The sequence below is a fragment of the Candidimonas sp. SYP-B2681 genome, assembly GCF_003971065.1.
Taxonomy (GTDB): Bacteria; Pseudomonadota; Gammaproteobacteria; order Burkholderiales; family Burkholderiaceae_B; genus Pollutimonas.
In genome coordinates, this window is sequence record NZ_RYDV01000006.1 from 183,851 (window position 1) to 208,485 (window position 24,635).

Here is a 24,635-nt window from a genome sequence, read left to right on the forward strand (position 1 = left end):
ACGTTGATCAATCAATTGGCCGTTTACGTCGAACGACAATGGCCGGCATAAACCCCATAGAGCACACAGCGAGCGATTTCGTGCGAAATCGACGCGCGCAGTCATCCCCGCTTGACCCAAACAATGGTTAACTTGGATCAGGCTGGTTGAAAGAAACACAATTCAGGTGCCTCTTTGCAGCACAAGCGATAACGGAACGTGGACTACCAGAGAACCTGACAGGCGTTACCAATATCGACAAGGTGCAATGTTGACCAAATAGCGGCCAACCTAATTGTTCCGCGGCCAAACGCGCCGGGTGTTTTTGCTTCGGCTGAAAGCCGGGTCACTGCGAAGTGACCTATTGAAGAGAAAGGAGTTTTCGCGCGCTGAGAATTGAGTCCGCGAAGGACCGGTTAAGCGCGCAGAATTCATCCATTTCCGATAGTTTCTGCGTGGCTGCGCTAAACCGTCACAGCGCACCAAGGCGCAAATTGTACCCCTTGATGGGTAGCGAGTCCATCGCGCGACAGTGCGGCCGCCACTCCGGCCATGGGTCCACTAGCGCAAACATCTATGAAACCGTAGTATTCCTTAGCCGTAAAGTAATTCCTACAGGAAGCTCCAAATGAACGGTTCGTCTGCCATTTCCGCGTACTTCGAAGCCATGCAGCCACCTAGCCGCGCGATCAGCGCTGGGGCGTTAAGCGACGCCCCCACGGTGCTCGGCGCGGGAGACCTGCCTTCGGCACTTCCGGTTACGGCTTTTGCAGTGGCCTCTATTTCCACCGCGGCCCGTGCGTTGGCCACCTATGTACATCGCCGATTCGGCGTGTGCCCCGCCGTTACCGTAGACCGTCGTCTGGCGTCATTATGGTTTGGCACAACACTACGGCCGCAGGGCTGGCAGATGCCTAAGGTCAGGGACCCGATCACCGGCGATTACCAGGCCGGCGAAGGTTGGATCCGGCTGCACACCAACGCCCCGCATCACCTGGCAGCAGCGTTATCGGTGCTTGGCACCGGCGCTGCACGTGGCGATGTTGAACACGCCGTGTCCCGGTGGACTGCCGCCGAGCTTGAAGCGGCCATCGTGCAGGCAGGCGGCTGTGCAGCGGCAATGCGCTCGCGGGATGAATGGGCGCATCACCCCCAGGGCAGAGCCGTCGGGACCGAACCGCTGTTTCAAGTTGCAGACGGGAGCAAGGGCACGATCAAGGTTCCGGATGCCACGCTGGAGCGTCCGCTGGCAGGCATCAAGGTGCTGGACTTGACCCGCGTGCTGGCAGGGCCCGTCTCGACACGTTTCCTGGCCGCTTATGGCGCCGAAGTGTTGCGCATCGACCCGCCATTCTGGACGGAGCCAGGCATGATCCCCGAGGTTACCGTAGGCAAGCGCTGCGCTTTGCTGGATTTTCGCAGCGCTGAACAGCTGGACCAAATAAAACGCCTGATGGCCCAGGCCGACGTCGTCGTGCATGGCTACCGCGCCGATGCACTGGAACGCCTGGGGCTTGGAACGCAGGACCGGCAATCGATACGGCCGGGCCTGGTCGACGTTTGCCTGAATGCTTACGGTTGGAGCGGCCCCTGGAGTACCCGGCGCGGCTTTGACAGTCTGGTGCAAATGAGCAATGGTATTGCCCACCTTGGCATGGTCGCCTACGGCCGCGACAAACCCACGCCGCTACCTGTGCAGGCGCTGGATCAGGCTACAGGTTACCTTATGGCGGCGGCCGTCCTGGATGGCCTGACGCATAGCTTGGATACGGGAACGGGTTCAGTCAGCCGCCTTTCGCTGGCACGCAGCGGTGAATTGCTGATGTCACAGGCCACAGCGACAAACGGGGCGGAACTCGCGCCCGAGTCCAGCGAAGAATGGTCAGCTGAAACAGAACATACCTATTGGGGACCTGCCCGGCGCCTTAAGCCACCCTGCCATGTAGAAGGTATTCCCATGCATTGGAACACCCCCGCCACCGCGCTGGGCAGTAGCCCGGCGCGGTGGCCCACCTAAAGCGCAAAAAAAACATACTTAGGCCATGCGGGTTGCCGCCAGCTTTCTCTTCTTCATATAACGCAAGATCACCGGCATGGCCACGATAAGAATCGATACGGTCCATAAGCCTTTCGAGATATTGCTGGCATACAAAACATGCAAAGCGCCATCTGTCATGGACAGCGCCCGCCGCAAGTTTTGTTCCATCATGTCGCCCAACACCACACCCAGAACCAAGGGCGCCATCGGCACGCCACCTTTGCGCAGCAAATAGCCAATGCCGCCAATTATGGCGACCATCATCAGGTCGAACGTACCAGCGTTAATGGCGTAGACGCCGATATAGCTGATAGCCAGAATGCCGGGAACCATCAACCATCCGGGTACGGACAGCACCTTGGAGAACAATCGCACCATAGGCACGTTCATGATGAACAACATCACATTGGCGATAAACAACGACGCGATAAGACCCCACACCAGCTCAGGTTTGGTTTCGAACAGCACGGGTCCCGGAGTAATGTTGTACAACGTCAGAGCCCCCATCATTACGGCGGTCGTGCCGGATCCGGGCACACCCAGCGTAAGCATCGGCACGAAAGAGCCTATTGCTGACGACGTGGCGGCGGCCTCGGGGGCTACCAGCCCACGCAAATCGCCGCGGCCAAATTTTGCATCAGGGTCTTTTTCTTCGCAGAGGCGCTTTTCATTGGAATAGGCAACGGCCGCGGCGACGCTTGCGCCAGCGCCAGGCAAAACACCCACCCCGAAACCGAGCAAGGAACTGCGCACCACGCTCCACCAGGTGTAAGCGAGTTCTTTCAGGTTGAAAATTTTCCGCCCGCTGGATACGACTTCGACGGTGTGCCCGCCCATGACTTTTTCAAGCATCTCCAGTAGCTCGGACACGGCGAATAAGGCAATCACCACCACGACGAATTGAATGCCGTCGAAAAGATGGACCGAGTCAAAGGTGTAGCGATAAACACCTGAATTGGCATCGACGCCGACGGTGGCAATCGCCAGCCCCAGCATGGCAGCCAAAACGCCTTTAACCGGCTGGCTGCTTAAAAGACTGGTCAGGCAGCAAAAAGCAAAGATCATCAGGACGAAGTATTCAGCCGGCCCGAAGGCGAGTGCCCACTTGGCCAAGAGCGGCGCCAGCAGAATAATGCCGCACACCGACACCAGCGAGCCGAAAAAGGCGGACCATGCCGAGAGCGACAACGCCACGTTGGCCAATCCTTGCCGCGCCAATGGGTATCCATCCAGTGTGGTCATGATGGCGCTGGCTTCACCGGGCACATTGATCAGTATGGCGGTAATGCGACCGCCATACTCTGCCCCGACGTACACGGCGGCTAGCAGGATAAGCGCCGTTTCGGGCGGCAGGTTCATGGCGAAGGCAATCGGGATGAGCATGGCCACGCCATTGATCGGCCCCAAACCTGGCAACACGCCAACCAAGGTACCGATGAACGAGCCTATTGCCGCGACCAGCAGATTGGTCCAGGAAGAGGCTACGGCAAAACCTATGCCCAGATGAGCCACGATATCGTTCATAGCAGGCCTCCAAGAATACCAAGCGGCAGGACGACGTCCAACACGCGGTCAAACAGCACGAAGAACAACCCGCTCATGACCAGGCCGCCGATTGCTACCTTGAACCAGCTTCCCCCGAACAAGCGCCCGACCAGCATGGTCATGGCCGTGGTGGCCACGATGAAGCCCAGAAGCTGAAAAAAGAATGCATAAGCAATGCAGTAGGCCACCATAATGGCAATGCGCGCACTGGCTCCGGGAGGATTAGCCGCAGTCCGGTCGCTGCCCTTGAACACCAGCCAAGCCCCGCAAAGCGCGATGATGATGGCCAACAACATGGGAAAGGCGCGGGGGCCTACAGGCTCATAAGAAAATGGCGCCTGTATGCCCCACCCCGACCAGGCCATAAGCGCTGCGAACACCAGCGCGGCAATACCTAGTATGCGATCGTTCATGTTTTACTTTTTGATCAGGCCAAACGAATTGGCGAGCTCGGCGTATGCTTTGACTCGTTCTTTGACGTACGAATCAAGATCGGCTCCGGTTTTATTAAACGGGAACAGACCTTGTTTTTTCTGCAGGTCTGCGAACTCAGGGCTTTCCTGGGTTTTCTTGAAAGCATCAGACCACCATTGGTATTGCGCGTCGGAAACTTTGGGGCCCACATAGAAGCCGCGGATGATCGGCCAGTTGATGTCAAAACCCTGTTCCTTCGCAGTGGGAACGCTGGACAGTTTGCCCGGCAGGCGTTCTTCGTTGAATACGGCCAACACGCGGATAGGGGCTCCGCCTTCGAGCATGGTGAAGGCCTCGGCCGCGTCGCCCATATAGGCCTGGATATGGCCGCCACGCAAGGCGGTAATGGCCTCGCCACCTCCTTCAAAGGCCACGAAGCGCATTTTCTTGTAGTCGACATCGGCGGCTTTCGCGGTTAATGCCGCTTTCATCCAATCCTGGCTTCCCACTGTGCCGCCGGCCCCCAATACGATTTTGCTGGGATCGGCCTTGAATGCCGCCATCAGTTCTTTCAGGGTTTTGTAGGGCGAGTCATCTCGGACTACTGCCACACCGAAATCAGATCCGATAGCGGACACCCAGCGGACATCGTCGACGTTGTACTTGCCGAATTTGCCTTGGGCGAGGTTGAGCAATGAACCGCCCGAAAAAGCGATAACCGTGCTGCCATCGTCGGGTTTTTGCGCTACCACGTGGTTGTAGGCCACGGCGCCAATACCGCCTGGCATGTAAACGATGCGCATGGCTTCCTTAAGCTGGCCGGCCGCTTTCAGTCCTTCCTGCGCCAGACGACAGGTAAGATCAAAGCCGCCGCCAGGTTGAGCAGGGGCAATACACTGCGGACGGCGCGGCTCTTCAGCCACAGCGGCCGACATCGACACCATCGACACGCCACCTAGCAACAGGCCTGCCACCAGCGTGGACATAAAGGATTTTTTCATTCTTGCCTCCAAGTAAGAATAGACTTCAGTGACCGCCCGCGATTTTTATCGTATATGCGGGCCAGGCTCATACCGTATAGGACTATTGCTTTCTAAAGGCTTTCAATTCAGGCTTCTTTTGCCTTGATGCGGCCCTGATCCGGGAAATTCAGGGTAAACACCAGTGTGGCCCGACAGCCAGGGTGTAATGATTCCAGCAGAAACTGGCCGCGATGCTGCAGCATGATGGCCTGCACAATAGCCAGTCCCAGGCCGGCTCCGGGGGTATTCTTTCCCGCTTGCCCGCGGCGGAATCTGACGCCCGCTTTCTCGATGTCGTCGGCCGACATCCCTGGTCCGTTATCCTCGACGATCAAGCGAGCCTCGCGCTTATCGCTTTCGATTCTCAGCGTCATCGTCCCACCGGCGGGCGTATACCGCACCGCATTATCGACAAGATTGACGATCGCTTCACGTAGCAACCACTCCTGGCCGCACACATATACCGGCGCTTCCGGGCACTCCAGCCCGTAGTCCAGGTGTCTTGCGCGTGCAATGGCATGGATATCCTTCAACACTTCCCTTCCCAGCTCGGTCAGGTCAATGAGTTCCGGCCCCTCGCCTTTTTCAAATGGCGAATGCTCTTTTGCCCTAGCCAAAGAGAGCATCTGATTCGTGGTGCGCACACCGCGGTCAAGACCTTCACGCATGGCTTGCAAGGCCGACTGAATCTCCAGGGGATCGGTTTCGCGCAACGCATACCCCAGTTGAGCGCGCATTATGGTCAGAGGCGTACGCAACTGGTGCGAGGCGTCGTCCAGGAATTGGCGCTGCAAGCGCGCCTGTTGCTCGTAGCGCTCCATATGGACGTTAATGGCGGCGACCAGCGGCTGGACTTCAGCCGGAATGTCGGTCGCCTCGATAGGCCGCAAATCATCGTGATGACGCCGCTGCACCTCCTGGCGTAAACGCGTCAGCGGGCGTACGGCAAACAACACGCCGAACACCACAATTAATACGACCAGCACCACAGACACCAGATCGCGTCCCAGCGAACGCAACATCATCGACTTGATGAACGACTCGCGGGTATCGATATCTTCGCCCACAAGCACCACAACGCGACCGCCCTGATTGTTGTACAGAGGAGGATCCATGGCCCGCGCCAGCGCAGCAATGCGTATGGTTTCATCCAGATATTGAGCGGTGTAGAACTGCGGAACGCCGGACACCAGCTCTTGATCGGGCAAAGGAAGTTGCTGGTCGCCGATGTCGGCGAGCCCGTCTTCAGTCAGGACGCGGTAATAAACATTCTCGTTTGCCGTCAGTTCAAAAAATTCCAGCATGACGTAGGGCAACTCGATGGAGAGCCCCCCGCTTGCGGTGGATATTTGATGATCAATGGCCCGCAGCGCGCCGGAAAGCGAGCGGTCGTAGGCTATGTTGATTTGGGCGCGCAACATATGATTGGAAAACCATAGCGCAACCATCAAGAACACGACCAAAGCGGGCACCAGCGACCAGATCAAGATGGATCTGAGGCTGCCTGATCCGGCCTTGAGCTTGTTAGTCAGCACCGGCGCGTTCCAGGCAATACCCCATACCGCGTAAGGTCTCGATCTGCGTTCCGGTATTGCCCAGTTTCTTGCGCAGGCGGTGGATCAGGACTTCAACCGCTTCAAGGTTGATTTCCTTATCGTCGGAACTGATGCGATCCAGAATCAGCTGTTTGGAAATAGGCTCGCCGCTTTTTTGGATAAGCACTTTCAGCACGGCGAATTCGCGAGGCGACAAGGCCAGGCTCTGACCATTGACGGTAAAACGCTGGGCAGCGGTATCCAGACTTAGTGCCCCTAACGTCAAGCGCGGATGTTCGCGGCCACGGCTGCGCCGGATCAGGGCAATAAGGCGCGCCTCGAGCTCTTCGATGACAAAGGGTTTGCGGACAAAGTCATCGGCGCCTTCATGCAAGGTGTTGATACGTTCGGCCAGGGAGTCTCTTGCGGTAAGGACGAGTACAGGCGTTCGGTCGTCGCGTGCACGCAGCCGCGTTAAAAACGTGTGGCCGTCCATTTTGGGCAAGCCGAGATCCAGCACGATGGCGTCAAATTCTTCGACCGCCAGTCGCCGTTCCGCCAACTCGCCATCGTCGGCCCAGTCCACCACAAAGCCGCCGTGGCGCGCAAGGCTGCGTGCTAACCAGTGAGCGAGCTCACTTTCGTCCTCGACCAACAGTATGCGCATCGTATTTTCACCATCGAGCCCCGAAAATTTCGCGAAGTTCGCCAAGCTGCGGGGCGGCCAGAGGCTGCGGCGGGCTCACCATCTGCTGACACTGTAGCCACAGCTTCGCTGTTTCTTCCAGTTCTTCAAGTGTCGCCATGGCCGCCGCAGGCGAATCGTGCCAGACATTGGGCCCCAGCCTCTCGAGCATAACCGCGCGAATCGGAGTGCCCTGGTCGCCGTAGTGGTTTATAGCACTCTCGACGAGGACTGCAGCTTCGGAAGCACCCGGGCGGCGATAGGGGATGATGGGGACACGCCCCACCTTCATGACAAAGTAAGGAGTCAGGGCGGGCAGCAGTTCCTGTGCACCAGCCGACATTTCCCCACGCAGCGATAGCGCGACACATGCGGTGCTATGAGTGTGAATGACACAGCTGCTCTGGCTATCGAACCTTCGGGCAGCACGGTATATACGCTGATGCAAGACGATGGTCTTGCTGGGACGGTCGCCACTAATATGCTTGCCATCGAGATCCAGCTTGGCTAAAGCGGCAGGGTCGAGAAAACCCAGGCAGGCATCGGTCGGCGTGATCAGGAAGCCGTCGTCCAGCCGGACACTAATGTTTCCGGCCGAGGCATGTACATAGCCACGATCGAACAGACTTTTACCGACCCGGCAAATTTCTTCACGCGTCTTGCTTTCACCCATTACGCTTCCCTTGAAAATCCATGCCTTTAATGCAAGGACAAAAATACTGCACTATAGGCTGAACTCGGCAAAAGCTTTTTCAAAAAAGTCGTCGCTGCCAAAATTTCCCGACTTGAGCGCGATATGAATACCATGATGCGGAGCCATTTCAGTGGGCGCGTAACACCAGGGAACGCCAGGATCTATTTGCCCGCCTATCTGCATTTGCGTAATACCCAACGCCCCCACGCATGCGCCAGAGGTCTCACCTCCTGCCACGATCAACTGCCCTACGCCGCCTTTCACCAGGCCACATGCGATCGCGGCTATTGCAGCCTCTATCATTGCCCCTGCCTTGGCAACTCCCAGCTTCGCTTGTACAGCCTTTATGGCGTCCGCATCGGCAGTGGAATAAATCAGAACGGGCCCTGATTCCAACAAAGGTAGAACTTGTGATAAAACACGGTCGACTACGTCGCCGTCTGACACCAGTTGCATCGGATCGAGAGCAATGGCCGCATGGCCTGATTTTATAAAGCGAGCGACTTGGGCATTGGTCGCAACCGAACAACTGCCCGACACGATAGCCCGCGTGCCTTTGACAGCAGGCAATGCCGCGGACTGTTTACTTGAGGACAGGCCAAAATTCTGCGCCAAACCAATCGCCAGCCCTGACCCTGCAGTAAGCAAGGGAAGGTGTTTGAAGGCCGGCCCCATATTGATCAAATCTTGATTCGTCAGGGCATCGACGATTGCAATGCCGACTCCGTCGGCGCGCAGCGTTTCGATCCGCTCTTGAATGGCCTGCGGACCGGCCTGCACAACTGAATAATCAATCAGTCCCACTTTTCGCGAGCATTGCGACTGCAACACACGCATCAAATTCGGGTCCGTCATGGGGGTCAGCGGGTGGTTCTGCATTCCGCTTTCATGTAGGAGTACATCTCCCACGAAAAGATAAGCTTTGAAAACCGTGCGCTTATTGTCCGGAAATGCAGGAGTCGCCACCGTAAAATCGGTCGTTAAAGCGTCCATTAGCGCTTCGGTAACCGGCCCTATATTGCCATCGGACGTACTGTCGAACGTTGAGCAGTATTTGAAGTAAATCTGCTGCGCGCCTTGAGCCTGCAGCCAGCGCAGCGCCGCTAAAGAATCGCTGATGGCTTCAAGTTTAGGTGCAGTCCGCGATTTTAGTGCAATGACGACCGCATCAACGTCCGCCGACACCGGTCCCGGTGGCACCCCTATGGCCTGCAAAACCCGCATGCCCGACTGAACCAAATTATTCGCGAGGTCGGTAGCACCTGTGAAGTCGTCGGCAATACAGCCTAATTTAATGCCCATCATTACATCCGTTTTATGGTGTGAGGAGTGCCGGTTTTTTGCGGCGGAAGACTAATTTTGGAAGAAGCCCCCAACACCCAAGCACCGCAGCAAGAACCATCAACGTCGTGACCAGTCCATTGCTGAAGAAGATTGAAAAAGAGCCCTGAGACAACAACATGGATTGCCTGAATGCATCTTCCGTTTTGTCGCCCAGAACCATAGCGAGAATAAGCGGCGCAATCGGATAATCCAGCTTCTTGAAGACATATCCCACCACTCCAAAAATCAGGGCGAGATAGACGTCGAACATCCGGTTGCTTATCGTGTAGGCGCCGATCAGGCACACAACGATAATAATGGGGCCAATGATGGAAAATGGCGCCTTCAGAATGGCGGCGAAAAAGGGAATCGTCGACAAGACCAGGACGACGGCCACGATATTGGCGATATACATCGACGCAATCAAACCCCAGACGAAATCCGGTTGTTCAATAAAAAGCATAGGGCCGGGTTGCAAACCCCAAATCATCAAGCCGCCCATCATGACGGCGGCCGTGGCGGAACCCGGAATGCCCAACGACAACATAGGCAGCAAGGCAGAAACCCCGGCCGAATGGTCGGCGGCCTCGGGCGCCACAACGCCGGCCGGCTCGCCTTTCCCAAAGTTTTCGGGGTTGCGGGAGAATCTTCGGGCAATACCGTAGGACATGAAGGACGCAGCGGTGGGGCCGCCGGGGGTTATACCCATCCAACAGCCTATCAGGGTAGAACGCAGCAACACGATGGCATGCCGCGGCATGCCCAGCAATGTGCGCCATACCACCTTGAAATTCATTTTGGCTCTCAAGCCGTTGAATTCCAGCCCTTCTTCAACCGTGACCAGCAACTCGCCGATACCAAACAGGCCGATCACAGCGGCAAGGTAGGAAACGCCATTTATCAATGGCGCTGCACCGTAAGTAAGGCGCAATTCGCCCGACACGGTATCCATACCGATCGCGGTAAGAATCAACCCCAGCAGCACCGAGACGATAGTCTTTAGCGGTCGCCCGCCACTCATTCCGACGTAGCTGCAAAAAGTGAGCAGGAAGACTGCAAAGAACTCTGCAGGACTAAACTGCAGCGCAAAGTCGGCGATGACATTCGCGATTAGCGTAACAACCAGCACCCCGACAAAGGCGCCGAATCCGGCAGAAATAAATGCCGTCGATAGAGCTTCTTCGGTCCGCCCGTTCTTTGCCATGGGGTGGCCATCGAAGGTGGTTGCGACCGACGATGGCTCGCCCGGAATATTGAACAGTATGGACGTCGTGGAACCGCCGAACAAGGCGCCCCAATACATTGATGACAGAAGGATAATGGCGCTGACCGGCTCCATGGTGAAGGTTAGAGGCAGCAATAGCGTTACGCCGTTTGGTGCCCCCAAGCCTGGCAGCACTCCTACCAGAATACCCAAGAGAACGCCGCCCACCATCAAGGCCATATGATGATAAGTAAGGGCCGTCTCGAAGCCTGACCACAATAAGCTGAAATCCGTCATGAAAATTCCTTATAAACCCAGAAAGGACTCTAGCGGCCCTTTAGCCAGATCCACTTTGAACCACATTTCGAAAATCAGGTAAAAAGCAATAATGGTCAAACTGGAGACCAACAGCGATTTGCGCCAGGATGCACTACCCGGTACTTTCAACATATAAAACAAATACAGCCAGGCTGGCGCGTAACATCCTAAAAATGGCATCAGCGCGACCAAGACCGCCGTCGGGATGAAAACCGAAAGCATTAATTTGAACTGCTCTCTGGTCGCAAACACCCCGCCGGCGGAATTGCGCAAGGTATCAAGAAATACCAGGACACTGACGACACATAGGGCTATACCAAGCCGAAAAGGCATATAACCCGGCTGAGGGCCAGTTTCAGCCACCCAGCCAGTATTCAATTGAAGGCTTCCCGCGATAACCAGGCCTCCAAAGAGGCCTATCGCTGCCGCGGTGGCCAGTTCCATCGTACGTCGGTCAATCAGTGACATGGTTTCCTGCTCGCTTGCTTATTTCCTGGTGAATGCCTGATCAGTTGTTGACCAGCCAGCCATTCTTTTCGAACAAGTCCCGGTGCTCGGACACGTCTTTCTTGATGTACGCGTTCAATTGAGCGCCGTCTTGAAAGAACTCGGACTGCACACCACGTGCGAGCCAGGCCTTCCACTCTGGTTTTTCGGCCACTTTCTTCAACATGTCGACGTAGTAGGCCGTTTCTTCGGCCGTCACACCGCCCGCCATCCATACCGTGCGGGGCATGTTGAAGGCATCAATCGCTATACCGTTGTCCTTGCACAGGGGGATGTCGGACCAAGACATGTCTTTGCTGACCTTGTCCGTACCGCTGAGTGGCGAGGAGGAGAAAACGCACAGGGGGCGAACCTTGCCAGCTTTCCAATACGATGCGTTCTCGCCTGGATTATTGGTATTGCTGTCCAAATGGCCGCCAGCCAGTTGCACGGCGGCTTCACCACCTGATTTGAACGGGATATAGGTGACATTCAGGCCTGCGACCTCTTCGATCTTGCGGGTCAGAATGTGATCGGTATCTTTAGATTGCGCACCGCCCATCTTGAAGGCGCCCTTCTTTTCCTTCGCTGCGGCCAACAGCTCTTGCGTAGTCTTATAAGGGGCCGACGCAGATGTCCACAAAACGAATTCGTCTGCCGCCATCGTAGCAACCGGCGTCATGTCTTCAATTTTGTAGCCGACCTTTGTAATCATAGGCATCAACCATGCCAGATTCGTCGAGAATATCAGTTTGTGAGCATCGCCCTTGATTCCCTCGCCATAAACAAAGGCTTCGGTACCGGCACCACCGCCCTTGTTAGAGACCACAATGGATGTCGGGGTCAAATTGTATTTTTGGACGATAGATTGAACGATGCGCGCGAACTGGTCGGTACCGCCACCAGGGCCTGCCGAAGCAATAAATTCGATCGGCTTGGTGGGCGCCCATGCCGCCTGCGCCACCGTTGCGGAAAAGCTCGACAGCAGGGCAATACCCAGCGCCATTTTCTTGAATTGTATGGTCATACACTTGCTCCTATTTTTGCTTGATAAGGCGTCGCTCGCGGGGGACGCTATTGCGAATCACTAAAGAAAACATTGTCTTGATACTTCCTGAGTTCGAGCAAGACAGAAGATGCCTCGATTTCGACGTCCGCAAGGCAGATAAACTGTCCTTCTGCGACGTCTCGACGCAACCTTCTATTGGCAATCAAATAAAACGGCGCTGGCGACTCATCGGCCAAAGGCAGTGCCGGCATCAATACTGGGGCAACGTGGTCGATGGAATGGTGGTGTCCGCCCATCGTCAAGATGGCGCCCGCTGATAGAGCTTGGGTCGCCCTGCCTACAAGATCTTGGTTGGGACGAGGCTCACTACCGCCGCTGGACACGCCCAAAGCAGCCGCTTCGATGACTGAGCTCGCCGCTTCCAACCCCAGCAAGTGGCGGGGAATGTATAACAAAGCCGTTTTCTGATCGGCACTGACCACATGACCCTTTCCGGCCAGCAAATCCCACGTTGGCGCATCGTGGCAACGAACCACAATGAAAACGCCGCCGGCAAAGCTCAATTCATTCGGTTTGCGCAGGCAATGGAAAAGCTCAAGCTTGCCGCTATCGGCCAGAACGCCACCTTCAGCAGATAGCCGCAATATGCCAGGCACTTCCGGAATTCTAAGGATAGGAACATGAAATTCAGGGGTGTCAGGGGCCAGTCCAGTAGCGTTTGCGACGACCAGCATTTCGCAAAAGTCAGGTACCGCGCGCTGTGGCAGACGATGGCAAAGCTCTGACCGGGCGGCCACGACCTCAAGCGCGTTCTTCTTGTCCAGCTCCCATAACGATTCAAATTCGGGTACGTCGATCACGACGCCATTGCTGCTCATCCGGCCTGTGGCGGGATCGAACACAAAATCATATTCGCTGGCCTTTCCGGCTGCGACAATCTCGAGGCCTAGCACCTGCGCCCAGGTGATCAAGCCAATCAGCAGACTAGGCTGGTCGCCATCAACGGGCGTCACAACAAGACCTTTGCCTTTCGCCTTATGTGCGAGTCCGGGGCCGACCACGCTGTCGACCTCCTTGGACACCAGCACCAAATGCAAATCATTCTCCAGTGCAATCTTCGAGTGGCGCGCGCCCGCTTCCGGATTTCCGGTCGCCTCCAGGACGATATCCAAAGGAAGCCCTGCGACATGCGCCAAATCGGAGGTGGCAATATAGAAGCCAGCATTCCATGCAGACAATGCCGCTTCCGCATCCTCACATACCCGGATCGAGTCCCTGGCGATACCGACAGAATGCATCGCCTCGACGACGACCAGCGCATCAATATCCACTGCGACCTTGCAACTCAATAAGGGGGTCCGCAAACTTTGCGCAAGAAAACTACGGCCAAATCCGCCGCTGCCCACGACACATGATTCAACCGGGCGGCTGACATTTGAAAAATACTTATGGAAATTCATATACTTGTTGTTGTTCGTTGATGCGGAAAGTGGCGAGTATGCACGTGTAGACGCTGCGAGGAACACCTACGCAAAGTCGATACTTATACTGTACTTGGCGAATTATTGCATGCAATAATTAGAGCAGCCCAAACATTACGTACATATTAACCCTAATATAAGCGGTATTGCATGCAATTTGATAAGGCGCTCCCAGGTTCAGCTTCCATGGAAACCGGTGCAAAATCCCACGGAACACGAACGCTTTCCGCCGTGAACCGATTACGCGAGTTAATCGTTACGGGAAAGCTCAAACCGGGCCAACGGATCTCGGAACGATCCCTTCTTGAAGAAGAAAAAGAGCTGTCCCGCACTCCCCTGCGGGAGGCATTGAAGATTTTAGGGTCCGAGGGCCTGGTAGAGATCACCCCTAACCGGGGCGCTTTTGTCACCAAACTATCGATGTCGCACATTGACTCGGCGATGGAAGTCCTGATCGGCCTGGAAAATATTGCCGCTACGGCCAGCTGCGCCAGAATCACCGAGACGGAACTAGCGGAAATAGCGAGCCTGCATGCTGCCATGATCGAGTCGGCCGAAGATGGGAACTTGTTGCTGTATTTTCAGATTAATCAGCAGATTCATCAGCTGATTGTGGACGGTGCCCATAACCCCGCACTATCGCGCATTTACCGGGCGGAATCGCTACATATCAAGCGCTACCGCTACGTTGGCAACATAGAAGATACACGGTGGCGCAACGCGCTTGCCGAACATGGACAAATACTGGAAGCGCTGTTCCGTCGCGACGGCTTATTGCTGCGCGAACTTTTGCGTGCCCATCACAGCAAGGGGTGGGAAGTCACACGCGCTCTGGTGGAAGCCGAGCTTCGTTAATTTTCACCTTTCAAAAACAAAGGCCGGAATGGCCACCGTATTCATGGCAGTTCCGGCCTTGCGCGTTAAAAGCTGTGTTTACGATACGACTTTGCAGTCCTTGGCCAGAATATTGTTAACGACAACTTTTTGGCCGTTAATCACTTTCGGGGCCTCTTGGGTAAGCGTATTGCCATGAACGGTGCTGGCATTCTCGGGGGTTAACTTATCGGTGGTCCAGGTAAAGCCACTGCCGCGAAAGGTATTGCCCACCATATCGGCAGTGCTACTGTTGTCACGGGCCAGGTCCAACGATTGTTTGTTGTACACCACTTTGGCATTCAAAGCTTCAGCTCCCTGGAACGTGTACTGCACGGCAAGTCGCTGCTGGCCACTGGCCCCACAGCGATACTGGATAGTTTTCTGCGTCAGTTCCTGAGCGTCTTTAGGCGTACCGCAAGCGGCCAGGCCGGCACACAGAAATACACCGCTTAGTGCTATTAGATTACGCTTCATGGAAATTCCTTTAAGGTTCCAGGCGACCGCCTGCTCTTGGAAATTTTTATAGCACCGCCAAATGCCTGCCCCTGTAAGAGCAGGTGTCAAAATGACACGGACCACAACAAGAGTTCCAATGATTACCCTTGCAGACTATGGTTACGCCAAGGTTTCGTTACGGCCGACGTAGCATCAAGTATCAATACAGCGCTGTTTGCATAGCCGGCCTCCGGTTTGCGGATGGCTTTCTAACAACAGCGGACAGCGGAGTAGGAAAGCGGCGCCCTACATAATGCAGCCATGACAATACATTCCTTAACAAGCGAAAACGCAGTGAAACTGGCAGGCGGCGCCTATATGATGTTGTGGGCGGCACTGGCCATCCATCCTTTTAGCCGCGCCGATTGGGTCCTGGAGAACGTGCTGGTGCTTGTCTTCATAGGCGGGCTTTTCGGAATACGCCGGTGGTTTCGATTTTCCAACGCCTCCTTACTGCTCATCCTGCTTTTTCTTGCCCTTCACACGGTCGGGTCGCACTATACCTACGCACGTGTGCCCTATGACGAATGGTGGCGCGCCCTTACCGGCCACACCTTGAACAGCATATTGGGCTGGGACCGCAACCACTTTGACCGACTGGTCCACTTTTCTTACGGGCTTTTGCTGGCGTATCCCCTTCGCGAATTCTTTCTGCGCATTGTCGAAGTACGCGGCTTCTGGGCGTATTTTCTACCGCTGGACTTCACGCTGAGTACGTCGGCGTTATACGAGCTAGTGGAGTGGGGCGTGGCCGAGGTATTCGGGGGTGACCTCGGTATGGACTATCTGGGCACCCAGGGCGATATCTGGGATGCCCATAAAGACATGGCCCTGGCAACGCTAGGCGCATCGATCGCCATACTGATCACCCTGCTTCTGAATACCCGACTCAAGCGCGATTTGGCGCGCGACTGGTCACATCAACAGATGAAGCAGCCGGCCAACAGATAGTTGCGCGCGCGACCGCCCACCTCTGCCTTCCTTGCTATTCCAGTTCTACATCAAACGTGAACGGGAAGCGACGTCGACAACGTGCACGTCTGATATAGAAATTGAACTAAGCCACCTTGATCTCGATACGACGAGGCTGCGCATGCTCGGCTTTAGGGATACGAAGCTTCAGCACACCAGCTTCAAATTCGGCCGTTACCTTTTCAGCATCCAATTCCTTTGACAAGGTGAATGCGCGTTCATATCGAGGCGAATTCACCTCGGCATAAATGGCCTCCATGCCTTGCGGCGTTTCAATCGAAATGACGCCTTGTATGGTCAGCGTGTCGTCCTTAACCTGCAACGTCAACTTGTCCTTGGGGACGCCGGGCAAATCTGCACACAAGGTAATCCCGGAACTGTCCTCGAACACGTCTACCAATGGGGTCAGCGGCGCTTGGTCGCGAGTCTCAGTTTGCTGCTTATCTTCAGACTGTGGGGCGACGGCATTTGTTTCGTCCATGTCGTACTCCTTGATTTATTGCACCGTGATTTGACGTGGCTGGCTGGTGGCGCGCCGCTGTATGCAAATATGCAGGACGCCATCCCTATACCGCGCTTCAATCTGATCGGGGTCGATGTCTTCGGGCAGCGTCACAACGCGCCGGAATCGGCCCGAAAATCGCTCGTTAATATGGCTGATTTCTTTCTCGGTCTCTTGCGGCACATCTTCTTTTTTATCGCCAGCCACTACCAGCACTCCTTTCTCAACCTGCACTTCGATTGCCTGTGGGTCAATGCCGGGCAAGAATACATATATCTCTACGGAAGATGGAGTATGGCCTATGTTCATCGCTGGATATCCGCCTCGCCCCAAACCACGGATACTGGGCGATGAACTTGAAAAAGCCTGTTGCATCTCGCGCTGCAATCTGTCCAGGTCCGCAAACAGACTGCGCGGAAACTGCGCTCTGTAAATCATATGGCCTCCTATCGTTCGTTAGGGGGTCGCTTTCAGGGCGGCCCAAGGTGCATGACAAAGGGAGCAGCGCCTGGTACAAAGGCCCCGACGCCATCGCGGACATCCCGGCGCGCTATGCTTTTTTCAGCAAGAAATGGACCAGTAAAGCGGCGTTTGGTTTCTGCCGTTTCGAATGGGCCTGCTTAAGTCATGGGCCAAAGGCAGACCGCTTGATTAGGATCAAGTCTTGGCTTGGAGCGGCATGCGAGGATAGGTCTGGTCTACGACGTAATTTGGAACGTTGTGCCAATTTAGGAGATCCATATGACGCTGCCAGCTACGATGCAAGCCCTTACTTATATTGGTCCTGGACAAAAAACCTGGGGTTCTGTACCCACTCCGGCGATTTCCCAACCTACCGACGCCATCATCAAAATCGTCAAGACGACTATTTGCGGCACGGACCTGCATATCCTCAAAGGCGATGTGCCTGCTGTCACTAAGGGGCGCGTCCTGGGACATGAAGGAGTCGGTATCGTCGAAGAAGTCGGCAACGCGGTCAGCAATTTCAAGAAAGGCGACCGGGTGCTTATCTCGTGCATCACGTCTTGCGGCAAATGTGAATACTGCAAAAAACAGATGTATTCCCATTGCGAAGACGGCGGTTGGATCCTGGGACATTTAATCGATGGAACGCAGGCGGAATACGTCCGCGTCCCCCACGCGGACAACAGCCTGTATCCCATTCCCGAAGGCAGCGATGAAGAAGCACTGGTTATGCTCAGCGACATTCTGCCCACCGGCTTCGAGATCGGCGTCTTATATGGAGCAGTAAAGCCAGGCGACATTGTTGCGATTGTGGGCGCAGGCCCCATCGGTATGGCGGCGTTGCTGACGGCGCAGTTTTTCTCGCCCGCGAAGCTCATTATGATCGACGTAGATGATTCGCGCCTGGAAATGGCGAAAAAGTTCGGCGCAACAGAAGTCATCAACAGTGCGAACGAAGATGCTGTCAAATCCATATTTGAGCAAACCAAAGACGGGGTCGATGTAGCGATCGAAGCCGTTGGCATACCTCAGACCTTTGATGTCTGCCAACGTATTCTCCGACCGGGCGGCCATCTGGCCAACGTTGGCGTCCACGGCATCAGCGTTCACCTGGAACTTCAGAAACTATGGATCCAGAACATCACGATAACCACGGGCCTGGTCAACACCAATACCACCCCCATGCTGCTCAAAACGGTTAAGTCCGGCAAGCTCACACCCGCGGCACTGATTACGCACCGATTCGAGTTCGATCAGTTCCTCGAAGCCTACGACGTATTTGGCAATGCAGCAAAAGAACGCGCGCTGAAGGTTATTATCAGCAACACCTGAACAGTACCCCTCGGCGCATTGCAGGGCAATCGTCCAAGAGCAGTGATTCAAAACAACATCCCGACCGTCGCCGACCAAGCCTTGATACAGATCAAGCGCGTTTAATGACCCACATGAGAACATGGTTTAAGGCTGCTATGAAGCCTTTTACATCGCTTTTGTGGGGCGCCATGATTTCAAAAACGTCTTCCAGTGCTAATGGGGCCTTGTCCGGGCAATATGAACCGGTTCGCAGGCGAGCGGGCAACCCTACACCCAGTTCGCTTGCGGGCATCAGATCCATAGGCATCAGATCCATACGAGACACGCTTAGCGGTCGCCGGCATTCCAAGGATTTCGCCTACGCACGCGGTGACTACCTGCGCAGCCGCGTCCTGGTAGTGGGCATCATCTTCGCCGTCATGACACCGCTGTGGATCGCAATCGATGCGATGGTGCTGCCCGCATCCACTCTCGCCTACACCACTCCAGGCCGTTTTTTCCTGTTGGCGGGATTGATCGCCACCATTCTTCTGGCCCGCTTTGGCCGCGCCAGAATTACACCAATACGTATTTCCGCGGGGCTCTTAATTGCCCTACCGGCGGCCTGGTCGGATATGGATTCATCCCCTTCTTGCTGGTTGCCACACTATCCGTTTTCCCGTTCACACTTTTTGAATCGGCATTGGCGGGGGCCTGGTTGCTTGGCCTGCACATTTTTTCGCAATGTGTGGCAGGCACATGGATGACTCCCCTCGGATGGGAACAGACCTGGTTACTGGCGGCGTTGCTGGTAGCAGCTTTGGCGGCGAATTACTTTCATCTGGGATTGCTGTTGCGCCTTTATCGAGAAGCGACGCACGATTCACTGGCGGGTCTGTTGAATCGAGGGGCATTACTGCACAACTTGAACCAAATGGAACTGGCCAACCCAGACGGAGCAAAATCCTTATTAATGCAGGACCTGGATAACTTCAAGAAAATAAACGACAGCCACGGGCACTCTGTAGGCGACCAGGTGCTGCGTCAGTTTGCCTCTGTCCTGCGTCAGCAAGTGCGCAAGATAGATTTGTCGCGCGCTACGGCGGTGAGGAATTTGTTGCTGTGCTGATGGGCGCAAGCCACGGTGAAGCCATGACGGTTGCGGAACTAGACAACATCGCAACTGTGTGGTCGGGGAATAATTGATTCCCCAGCCTCCTGCTAGACGGCTTTGCGCTCAGTCCCTTAGTGCAGCGCCGCCGGAAAATTCCTGTTCGCCACGCTGGAACGCCCCCGTAAATTGCCTCGCATGGCCCAGCATCGGCCCGGTGGGTTTGGCATATAGCAGACGACGGCTGACATCCAGACATCCGGATGCGCGTGCCCGGGCGAAAAAAGCGGCATGGTGGAACAGGACCCCTAGCGCATCCATGATTACCGCGCCATCCACCGACAGCATTTTGTGGCGTACCAGAAACTCATTGAGCACGCCGTCGCCCGGAATGATGACTTCGGCTCCAAGCCATAACGCTTCCTGGCACGAGGCGATGAACCGCTGTTTGATCGAATCGATCACCGCACCACTACCTTCCAGATCGTAGAGCTTGACAGCAGGTGACATCGCTACGACTCCGGCCAGCCGCGACGTCAAACCATACTGGTTGGCCAGATCTTCAGTCAGCATTTTCTGAAAGTCGGTCAAGGAAATGACCGCAAATTTGCGGCCCAGCGAACACGCCGTGAGCATGCAGGTTTCGGTCAAACTGACCACTGGTATATCAACCAAAGATCGCGCCTCGTGCAATGCGGGGTCGAAGAAACAACCCAAGGCAAAGGCATCGTAACCGGCAGCCTGCGCCGCTACCGCCGCTTCGCAAACCTGCTGAGCGTTAAAAATCCGCAATCCGGCGCGACTATTCACGTCCATGGGCGCAGTCGCCGGCGGGTACGTTCCCGGACGTAGCCCATGCACGACGACCGAAACATCAGAACCCGCTACCGCATTTGCATGGGACTGCAGCGTCTCGCGATAAAGGGGGAATTCATTAAGATCAGTAAAGCTCTGATGCCAGATTTTCAATGTTGTCTCCTGTACGGCCGGCAGGGTTCGATAAGCCTATGCCTTTGTTGCCCGAGCATCATCATAATGGCAGCGGGCTGGCCATATATTCGAAAAATCCGAATAACGCTTTCACTCTAGGCGATTGCCGCTCAGGCGCCGCACTATAGAATTTTCGAACTCAAGCCGTATCGTCCGACCCGCGGTTGGCCACCGAATAACAATCATTCAAAGAGACAAACACATGCTTAAGACCTCGAAATCGCGTCGCGCAACCTTGCGCACGCTTGCGCTGGCGGTGCTGTCGCTGCCCACGTTCATTATTGCTACGCCAAGCCTGGCGCAGAATTTTCCAGCGCATCCCATCACGATGATTGTGGGGTATCCGCCGGGGGGATCCAACGATATCGTGGCTCGTATCGTGGCGCCCGCCATTGGCGAGGCGCTCGGAACCACCATTGTCGTCGAGAACAAAGCCGGGGCCAGCGGCATGATTGGCGCAGGCAACGTGGCCAAGGCCAAGCCCGACGGCCATACCCTGCTTCTCTCAAGCGTAAGCCCGGTCGTGCTTTCACCACAGACCATGAAAAAGCCGCCGTTTGATTCCATGACCGACTTTACGCCTATCAATACGGTGGGCTTGACGCCCGAGGCTGTCGCCGTTGGACCCCACCTTAAGGTAAAGAACCTCAAGGAACTTCTGGAGTTAACGCGCAGCAAGCAGGTAACGTTGGCGTCTTCTGGTGCTGGCGGCCTGCCCCACTTGACGATTGAACTACTTAAACAGGCGTCCAAGGGAAACATCGTCCATGTGCCCTACAAAGGAGCTGGCCCGGCCGTTACCGACACCCTTGCCGGCCATGTGGACGGCATCGTGATGGACCTTCCCCCTTTGTATACGCTGATCAAAGACAAGCGCTTGAACGCCCTTGCCGTCACCAGTGACAAACGTGTCAGCTTCCTGGCCGATGTCCCAACTGCTCAGGAAGAACTTCCTGATTTCAATGTCGTCAACTGGGTGGGCATATTCGCACCTGCCAAAACTTCGCCCGAGGTCGTCGCCAAGATAGACGCGGCCATCAAGAAAGCCATCGCGCGCCCTGACATTCAAAAGCAATTGGAAAATGTCGCGGTCGTGCCGTCGGTCATGTCCGACCCCAACGCTTTCCAGAATTTCTTCGGCACAGAGTTCACGCGCTGGGGCGGTGTTCTGAAAGCAGCCGGCGTCAGCATGTCGGAATAGGCCCCTACCCGTACTGGGCCGGGCTGAAAATCGGCAATAAACCAGCACAATGGAATGCGGACATCGAAGGCAGATGGTCCGCATAACGATGATATTTATGGAAAATAGTATGGAACTCTATGATGTCGCAGTAATCGGGGGCGGGAACGCCGCCATGTGTGCCGCTATTGCCGCCCACGAAGATGGAGCCAGCGTCATCGTGCTGGAACGGGCACCCAAGGAACACAGAGGCGGCAACTCCGCTTTCACCGGGGGGGCCTTCCGAATCGCCTATCGCGGCATAGACGATCTGCTGACACTCGTTCCAGACCTGCATCCCGATGAAATAGAAAATAGCGATTTTGGCACCTACACCGAAGATCAGTTCTTCGAAGAAGTCGTCGCGATGAGCGGATACCGGGCCGACGCCGATGTCCTCGAGACCGTCGTATCCCAAAGCCTGCCCACCATGCAGTGGATGCGCGAACATGGCGTAAGGTTCGTTCCTATTTACGGCCGCCAATCTTTCAAGGTCGATGGTAAGCAAAAGTTTTGGGGAGGCTTGACGGTCGAAGTCTCCGGCGGGGGCCTCGGCTTGATGGAAAGGCTTTATGCGCGCTCGGAACAACTTGGCATCGACGTGCGGTACGAAGCCCGGGCAACCGGTCTTGATCGCGAAGCCGACTACTGGACAATCGAATCCGAAGCCGAAAAAGTAAAGCAATCCATCCGCGCAAAATCCGTCATTCTCGCCACAGGAGGCTACCACGCCAATGTCTTGTGGCGGTCCAAATATTTAGGACCCAACTGGGATCTGGCCAAGGTGCGCGGCTCGCGCTACAACACGGGCGACGGCATCAGCCTGGCGCTGGATGCCGGCGCAACCCCTCACGGCAACTGGACGGGCTGCCATGCGGTCTTCTATGACCTGAATGCGCCCCCGTTCGGCGACATCAATCTTCTGAATCAGCAAAAAAACTACTTCACCCTTGGCGTCGTGGTAAATGCCGACGGCAAGCGCTTTGTGGACGAAGGCCTTGACTTTCGCAACTACACGTATTCGGCCATGGGTGCCCGCGTACTGGCCCAGCCCGGTGCGGTGGCCTGGCAGATTTTCGACGCCAAGAGCGTCGATTTATTGCCCGACGAATACCGCGTGAAGCATGCGACTCGTATCACTGCCGCCTCGATAGAAGAGCTGGCCGCGAAGCTTGACGGCATCAACCAGAAAGCATTCCTGCAAACCATACAGGAATACAACCGCTCCATCGACGCCAGCGTTCCCTTCAACCCGGCCGTCAAAGACGGGCGCGGCACCGCTGGCCTTTCCATCCCAAAATCCAACTGGGCCAACGCCATCGATACCGGCCCCTTTGTCGCGTATGCCGTTACCTGCGGAATTACCTGCACCTTTGCGGGCGTCAAGGTCAATACCCAGGGGCAAGTCTTGGACGACAGCGATCAAGCGCTTCCGGGCCTTTACGCCGCTGGCGAAATGGTCGGTGGTCTGTACTACGTGAAGTATGCGGGCGGCGTAGGGCTTACCGCAGGTTCCGTGTTGGGCCGAATTTCCGGTAAACATGCGGCCGCCTTGGCCGCCGGCACAGTCTAATTTCGAATTCGCAACAAGGAAGTGCACCATGGATTTACAGACAGAACTCGTAATCATCGGTGGCGGTTTGGCGGGATTCTCCGCGGCCCTGGAAGCCGCGAGCTCGGGGCATGATGTCATTCTTATCGAGAAGCAAGCCGACACCGGCGGCTCATCGGCAATGAGCGGTGGATGCCTGGCCTTTGCCGGCACCGACCTGCAACGCGAGAACCACATAGAAGATTCCAGCGAACTATTATTCAACGACCTGCGCGAGGTCGGGCAATTTGAAAATGACGAAGAGCTGGTGCGGGTGTATACGGATAACCAGCTCGACACCTACGAATGGTTGAAACAAGCTGGTGTGCAGTTTGGTCGCCATATCGAAGCGTCGTCCGGCCAGTCGGTGCCCAGAGTCCATAACGTTGACCCCGCCGATATGGTGCGCATCATCGCTGCGCAGGCCAAGGAAACGGGCAAGGTACAGGTGCTTACCTCGACGGCAGCGCAACGCCTGATACGCGATGCGGACACTGGCCGCGTCGAAGGGGTGAGCGTCCTTCGCAATGGCAAGACATTCAGTGTGGAGGGCAAGCTAGGGGTGCTTCTTGCCAGCGGCGGCTTCTGCCGCAACGCCGAACTGGTCCACAGGTATGCCCCCCAATACGATGCGGCAGTATTCATCGGTGGCGAGGGCAATGTCGGCGACGGCCTGAAGATGGCCTGGAAAATCGGCGCCGATAACCGCGACATGATCTATATAAAAGGCACCTATGGCAAGCATCCCACCGATGAAACCAATCACCATAGCTGCCTGGCGGTATACAAAGGTGCCATTGCGGTAAACCAGGACGGCAAACGGTTTGTCGATGAGTCGATTTCCTACAAGCTGCTTGGCGATGCCTGCATTCGGCAGCCCTACGGCGCGACCTATCAAATTCTTGATCGCAAGATACTCGAAAGCGGCGACAACCTGACGCGTATCCTCGACCTGGAGCGTCGTCTGGAAGAAGGCTTGATGATAGAAGCCGACACTCTCGAGCAGCTGGCGGCGCTTATCGAAGTGCCGGCCGAAACCTTGATACACACCGTCAACCACTACAACGACTACGTAAGCGCCGGGGAAGATCCCGACTTCCGTCGTCAACATCTGGTTCACCAATATGGTGACCTGGTACGTATCGAGCAAGGGCCCTTCTATGCCTATCCGTCGACCGCGGCAGTGTTTGGCACCTATTGTGGCTTGTGCATTGATAAGCACATGCGGGTGCTAGACGTCTATGGCCAGGTGCTGGAAGGACTTTATGCCGCCGGGGAGGTCGTCGGCGGTTTGCATGGCGCTGCTTACATGACCGGAACGGCACTTGGTAAGGCGGCAATTTTCGGGCGCGTCGCTGCCAGAACGGCAACCGCGGCAGCTTAGGAGC

Annotated in this window: 24 protein-coding genes; 9 read left to right on the forward strand and 15 right to left on the reverse strand. The window is 55.8% G+C overall.

Annotation, left to right across the window (positions count from 1 at the left end; all coding sequences use genetic code 11):
• Positions 1-607: 607 nt before the first annotated feature.
• Positions 608-1,996, forward strand: a complete 1,389-nt coding sequence (locus EKL30_RS13780; RefSeq protein ID WP_233583124.1) for a CoA transferase — start codon at positions 608-610, stop codon at positions 1,994-1,996.
• An 18-nt stretch (positions 1,997-2,014) separates the two neighbouring features.
• Here EKL30_RS13780 and EKL30_RS13785 read toward each other — a convergent pair whose 3' ends face one another.
• The 11 genes from EKL30_RS13785 to EKL30_RS13835 all read right to left on the reverse strand — a co-directional run bounded on the left by EKL30_RS13785 (position 2,015) and on the right by EKL30_RS13835 (position 13,712).
• Positions 2,015-3,541, reverse strand: a complete 1,527-nt coding sequence (locus tag EKL30_RS13785; RefSeq protein ID WP_126707807.1) for a tripartite tricarboxylate transporter permease — start codon at positions 3,539-3,541, stop codon at positions 2,015-2,017.
• A complete protein-coding gene (locus EKL30_RS13790) occupies positions 3,538-3,975 on the reverse strand; it encodes a tripartite tricarboxylate transporter TctB family protein (RefSeq protein WP_126707808.1) in 438 nt (145 codons plus the stop codon). The genes EKL30_RS13785 and EKL30_RS13790 overlap by 4 nt, the downstream gene beginning before the upstream one ends.
• 3 nt (positions 3,976-3,978) lie before the next feature.
• The gene (locus tag EKL30_RS13795) at positions 3,979-4,920 is read right to left on the reverse strand and encodes a tripartite tricarboxylate transporter substrate binding protein (protein ID WP_233583154.1); all 942 of its coding nucleotides are present in this window, start codon (positions 4,918-4,920) and stop codon (positions 3,979-3,981) included.
• 164 nt (positions 4,921-5,084) lie between these two features.
• Positions 5,085-6,488, reverse strand: a complete 1,404-nt coding sequence (locus EKL30_RS13800) for a sensor histidine kinase (protein ID WP_255414699.1) — start codon at positions 6,486-6,488, stop codon at positions 5,085-5,087.
• Positions 6,489-6,522: 34 nt separating this feature from the next.
• Positions 6,523-7,200, reverse strand: a complete 678-nt coding sequence (locus EKL30_RS13805) for a response regulator (protein WP_126707810.1) — start codon at positions 7,198-7,200, stop codon at positions 6,523-6,525.
• Between the two features lie 7 nt (positions 7,201-7,207).
• On the reverse strand, positions 7,208-7,891 hold the full coding sequence (locus tag EKL30_RS13810) for an aldolase (RefSeq protein ID WP_126707811.1): 684 nt from the start codon (positions 7,889-7,891) through the stop codon (positions 7,208-7,210).
• Between the two features lie 51 nt (positions 7,892-7,942).
• Complete coding sequence (gene otnK / locus EKL30_RS13815) at positions 7,943-9,217, reverse strand: 3-oxo-tetronate kinase (RefSeq protein WP_126707812.1); 1,275 nt, start codon at positions 9,215-9,217, stop codon at positions 7,943-7,945.
• 10 nt (positions 9,218-9,227) lie between these two features.
• Positions 9,228-10,736: a tripartite tricarboxylate transporter permease gene (locus EKL30_RS13820; RefSeq protein ID WP_126707813.1), complete on the reverse strand. Its 1,509-nt coding sequence runs from the start codon at positions 10,734-10,736 to the stop codon at positions 9,228-9,230.
• A 9-nt stretch (positions 10,737-10,745) separates the two neighbouring features.
• On the reverse strand, positions 10,746-11,225 hold the full coding sequence (locus EKL30_RS13825) for a tripartite tricarboxylate transporter TctB family protein (RefSeq protein WP_126707814.1): 480 nt from the start codon (positions 11,223-11,225) through the stop codon (positions 10,746-10,748).
• Between the two features lie 40 nt (positions 11,226-11,265).
• Positions 11,266-12,270 carry a tripartite tricarboxylate transporter substrate binding protein gene (locus EKL30_RS13830; RefSeq protein WP_126707815.1) on the reverse strand — a complete coding sequence of 335 codons (1,005 nt, stop codon included), beginning with the start codon at positions 12,268-12,270 and terminating at the stop codon, positions 11,266-11,268.
• A 47-nt stretch (positions 12,271-12,317) separates the two neighbouring features.
• Positions 12,318-13,712 (reverse strand): NAD(P)H-dependent oxidoreductase, encoded by a 1,395-nt coding sequence (locus tag EKL30_RS13835; RefSeq protein ID WP_126707816.1) that lies wholly within the window; start codon positions 13,710-13,712, stop codon positions 12,318-12,320.
• Between the two features lie 171 nt (positions 13,713-13,883).
• Here EKL30_RS13835 and EKL30_RS13840 point away from each other — a divergent pair, with 171 nt between their 5' ends.
• Entirely contained in the window at positions 13,884-14,588 is a 705-nt protein-coding gene (locus EKL30_RS13840; RefSeq protein WP_199748575.1) for a GntR family transcriptional regulator, read from the forward strand.
• Positions 14,589-14,666: 78 nt separating this feature from the next.
• On the opposite strand, the gene EKL30_RS13845 is transcribed toward EKL30_RS13840, so the two are convergent.
• Positions 14,667-15,083 (reverse strand): hypothetical protein, encoded by a 417-nt coding sequence (locus tag EKL30_RS13845; RefSeq protein WP_126707817.1) that lies wholly within the window; start codon positions 15,081-15,083, stop codon positions 14,667-14,669.
• Between the two features lie 282 nt (positions 15,084-15,365).
• On the opposite strand from EKL30_RS13845, the gene EKL30_RS13850 reads away from it, so the two are divergent.
• Positions 15,366-16,055 carry a DUF2238 domain-containing protein gene (locus tag EKL30_RS13850; RefSeq protein WP_126707818.1) on the forward strand — a complete coding sequence of 230 codons (690 nt, stop codon included), beginning with the start codon at positions 15,366-15,368 and terminating at the stop codon, positions 16,053-16,055.
• Between the two features lie 106 nt (positions 16,056-16,161).
• Here the strand turns inward: EKL30_RS13850 and EKL30_RS13855 are convergent, their stop codons facing one another.
• Both EKL30_RS13855 and EKL30_RS13860 read right to left on the reverse strand, forming a co-directional pair.
• Positions 16,162-16,557, reverse strand: a complete 396-nt coding sequence (locus tag EKL30_RS13855) for an Hsp20/alpha crystallin family protein (RefSeq protein ID WP_126707819.1) — start codon at positions 16,555-16,557, stop codon at positions 16,162-16,164.
• A gap of 15 nt (positions 16,558-16,572) precedes the next feature.
• Positions 16,573-17,016, reverse strand: coding sequence for an Hsp20/alpha crystallin family protein (locus EKL30_RS13860; protein WP_233583126.1), 444 nt, complete (start codon positions 17,014-17,016; stop codon positions 16,573-16,575).
• A 321-nt stretch (positions 17,017-17,337) separates the two neighbouring features.
• Between EKL30_RS13860 and EKL30_RS13865 the strand changes: the two genes are divergently transcribed.
• The 3 genes from EKL30_RS13865 to EKL30_RS13875 all read left to right on the forward strand — a co-directional run bounded on the left by EKL30_RS13865 (position 17,338) and on the right by EKL30_RS13875 (position 19,465).
• Positions 17,338-18,375 (forward strand): zinc-dependent alcohol dehydrogenase family protein, encoded by a 1,038-nt coding sequence (locus EKL30_RS13865; protein WP_126707961.1) that lies wholly within the window; start codon positions 17,338-17,340, stop codon positions 18,373-18,375.
• A gap of 170 nt (positions 18,376-18,545) precedes the next feature.
• Complete coding sequence (locus EKL30_RS13870; RefSeq protein ID WP_126707820.1) at positions 18,546-19,103, forward strand: hypothetical protein; 558 nt, start codon at positions 18,546-18,548, stop codon at positions 19,101-19,103.
• Complete coding sequence (locus EKL30_RS13875; RefSeq protein WP_126707821.1) at positions 19,100-19,465, forward strand: GGDEF domain-containing protein; 366 nt, start codon at positions 19,100-19,102, stop codon at positions 19,463-19,465. The genes EKL30_RS13870 and EKL30_RS13875 overlap by 4 nt, the downstream gene beginning before the upstream one ends.
• Before the next feature lie 108 nt (positions 19,466-19,573).
• On the opposite strand, the gene EKL30_RS13880 is transcribed toward EKL30_RS13875, so the two are convergent.
• Complete coding sequence (locus tag EKL30_RS13880) at positions 19,574-20,416, reverse strand: aspartate/glutamate racemase family protein (protein ID WP_126707822.1); 843 nt, start codon at positions 20,414-20,416, stop codon at positions 19,574-19,576.
• A gap of 223 nt (positions 20,417-20,639) precedes the next feature.
• Here EKL30_RS13880 and EKL30_RS13885 point away from each other — a divergent pair, with 223 nt between their 5' ends.
• From EKL30_RS13885 to EKL30_RS13895, 3 genes are all read left to right on the forward strand, one after another.
• Positions 20,640-21,638, forward strand: coding sequence for a tripartite tricarboxylate transporter substrate binding protein (locus tag EKL30_RS13885; protein ID WP_126707823.1), 999 nt, complete (start codon positions 20,640-20,642; stop codon positions 21,636-21,638).
• 109 nt (positions 21,639-21,747) lie between these two features.
• Positions 21,748-23,229, forward strand: coding sequence for an FAD-dependent tricarballylate dehydrogenase TcuA (gene tcuA / locus EKL30_RS13890; RefSeq protein WP_126707824.1), 1,482 nt, complete (start codon positions 21,748-21,750; stop codon positions 23,227-23,229).
• 28 nt (positions 23,230-23,257) lie between these two features.
• The gene (locus EKL30_RS13895; RefSeq protein ID WP_126707825.1) at positions 23,258-24,631 is read left to right on the forward strand and encodes a flavocytochrome c; all 1,374 of its coding nucleotides are present in this window, start codon (positions 23,258-23,260) and stop codon (positions 24,629-24,631) included.
• Positions 24,632-24,635 lie beyond the last annotated feature (4 nt).

Bases quoted from the DNA above. Each gene is read 5' to 3' on its own strand.
- EKL30_RS13780 (WP_233583124.1), top strand. From the start codon at position 608: ATGAACGGTTCGTCTGCCATTTCCGCGTACTTCGAAGCCATGCAGCCA.
- EKL30_RS13785 (WP_126707807.1), bottom strand. From the start codon at position 3,541: ATGAACGATATCGTGGCTCATCTGGGCATAGGTTTTGCCGTAGCCTCT.
- EKL30_RS13790 (WP_126707808.1), bottom strand. From the start codon at position 3,975: ATGAACGATCGCATACTAGGTATTGCCGCGCTGGTGTTCGCAGCGCTT.
- EKL30_RS13795 (WP_233583154.1), bottom strand. From the start codon at position 4,920: ATGGTGTCGATGTCGGCCGCTGTGGCTGAAGAGCCGCGCCGTCCGCAG.
- EKL30_RS13805 (WP_126707810.1), bottom strand. From the start codon at position 7,200: ATGCGCATACTGTTGGTCGAGGACGAAAGTGAGCTCGCTCACTGGTTA.
- EKL30_RS13810 (WP_126707811.1), bottom strand. From the start codon at position 7,891: ATGGGTGAAAGCAAGACGCGTGAAGAAATTTGCCGGGTCGGTAAAAGT.
- otnK (WP_126707812.1), bottom strand. From the start codon at position 9,217: ATGATGGGCATTAAATTAGGCTGTATTGCCGACGACTTCACAGGTGCT.
- EKL30_RS13820 (WP_126707813.1), bottom strand. From the start codon at position 10,736: ATGACGGATTTCAGCTTATTGTGGTCAGGCTTCGAGACGGCCCTTACT.
- EKL30_RS13825 (WP_126707814.1), bottom strand. From the start codon at position 11,225: ATGTCACTGATTGACCGACGTACGATGGAACTGGCCACCGCGGCAGCG.
- EKL30_RS13830 (WP_126707815.1), bottom strand. From the start codon at position 12,270: ATGACCATACAATTCAAGAAAATGGCGCTGGGTATTGCCCTGCTGTCG.
- EKL30_RS13835 (WP_126707816.1), bottom strand. From the start codon at position 13,712: ATGAATTTCCATAAGTATTTTTCAAATGTCAGCCGCCCGGTTGAATCA.
- EKL30_RS13840 (WP_199748575.1), top strand. From the start codon at position 13,884: ATGCAATTTGATAAGGCGCTCCCAGGTTCAGCTTCCATGGAAACCGGT.
- EKL30_RS13845 (WP_126707817.1), bottom strand. From the start codon at position 15,083: ATGAAGCGTAATCTAATAGCACTAAGCGGTGTATTTCTGTGTGCCGGC.
- EKL30_RS13850 (WP_126707818.1), top strand. From the start codon at position 15,366: ATGACAATACATTCCTTAACAAGCGAAAACGCAGTGAAACTGGCAGGC.
- EKL30_RS13855 (WP_126707819.1), bottom strand. From the start codon at position 16,557: ATGGACGAAACAAATGCCGTCGCCCCACAGTCTGAAGATAAGCAGCAA.
- EKL30_RS13860 (WP_233583126.1), bottom strand. From the start codon at position 17,016: ATGATTTACAGAGCGCAGTTTCCGCGCAGTCTGTTTGCGGACCTGGAC.
- EKL30_RS13865 (WP_126707961.1), top strand. From the start codon at position 17,338: ATGCAAGCCCTTACTTATATTGGTCCTGGACAAAAAACCTGGGGTTCT.
- EKL30_RS13870 (WP_126707820.1), top strand. From the start codon at position 18,546: ATGATTTCAAAAACGTCTTCCAGTGCTAATGGGGCCTTGTCCGGGCAA.
- EKL30_RS13875 (WP_126707821.1), top strand. From the start codon at position 19,100: ATGACTCCCCTCGGATGGGAACAGACCTGGTTACTGGCGGCGTTGCTG.
- EKL30_RS13885 (WP_126707823.1), top strand. From the start codon at position 20,640: ATGCTTAAGACCTCGAAATCGCGTCGCGCAACCTTGCGCACGCTTGCG.
- tcuA (WP_126707824.1), top strand. From the start codon at position 21,748: ATGGAACTCTATGATGTCGCAGTAATCGGGGGCGGGAACGCCGCCATG.
- EKL30_RS13895 (WP_126707825.1), top strand. From the start codon at position 23,258: ATGGATTTACAGACAGAACTCGTAATCATCGGTGGCGGTTTGGCGGGA.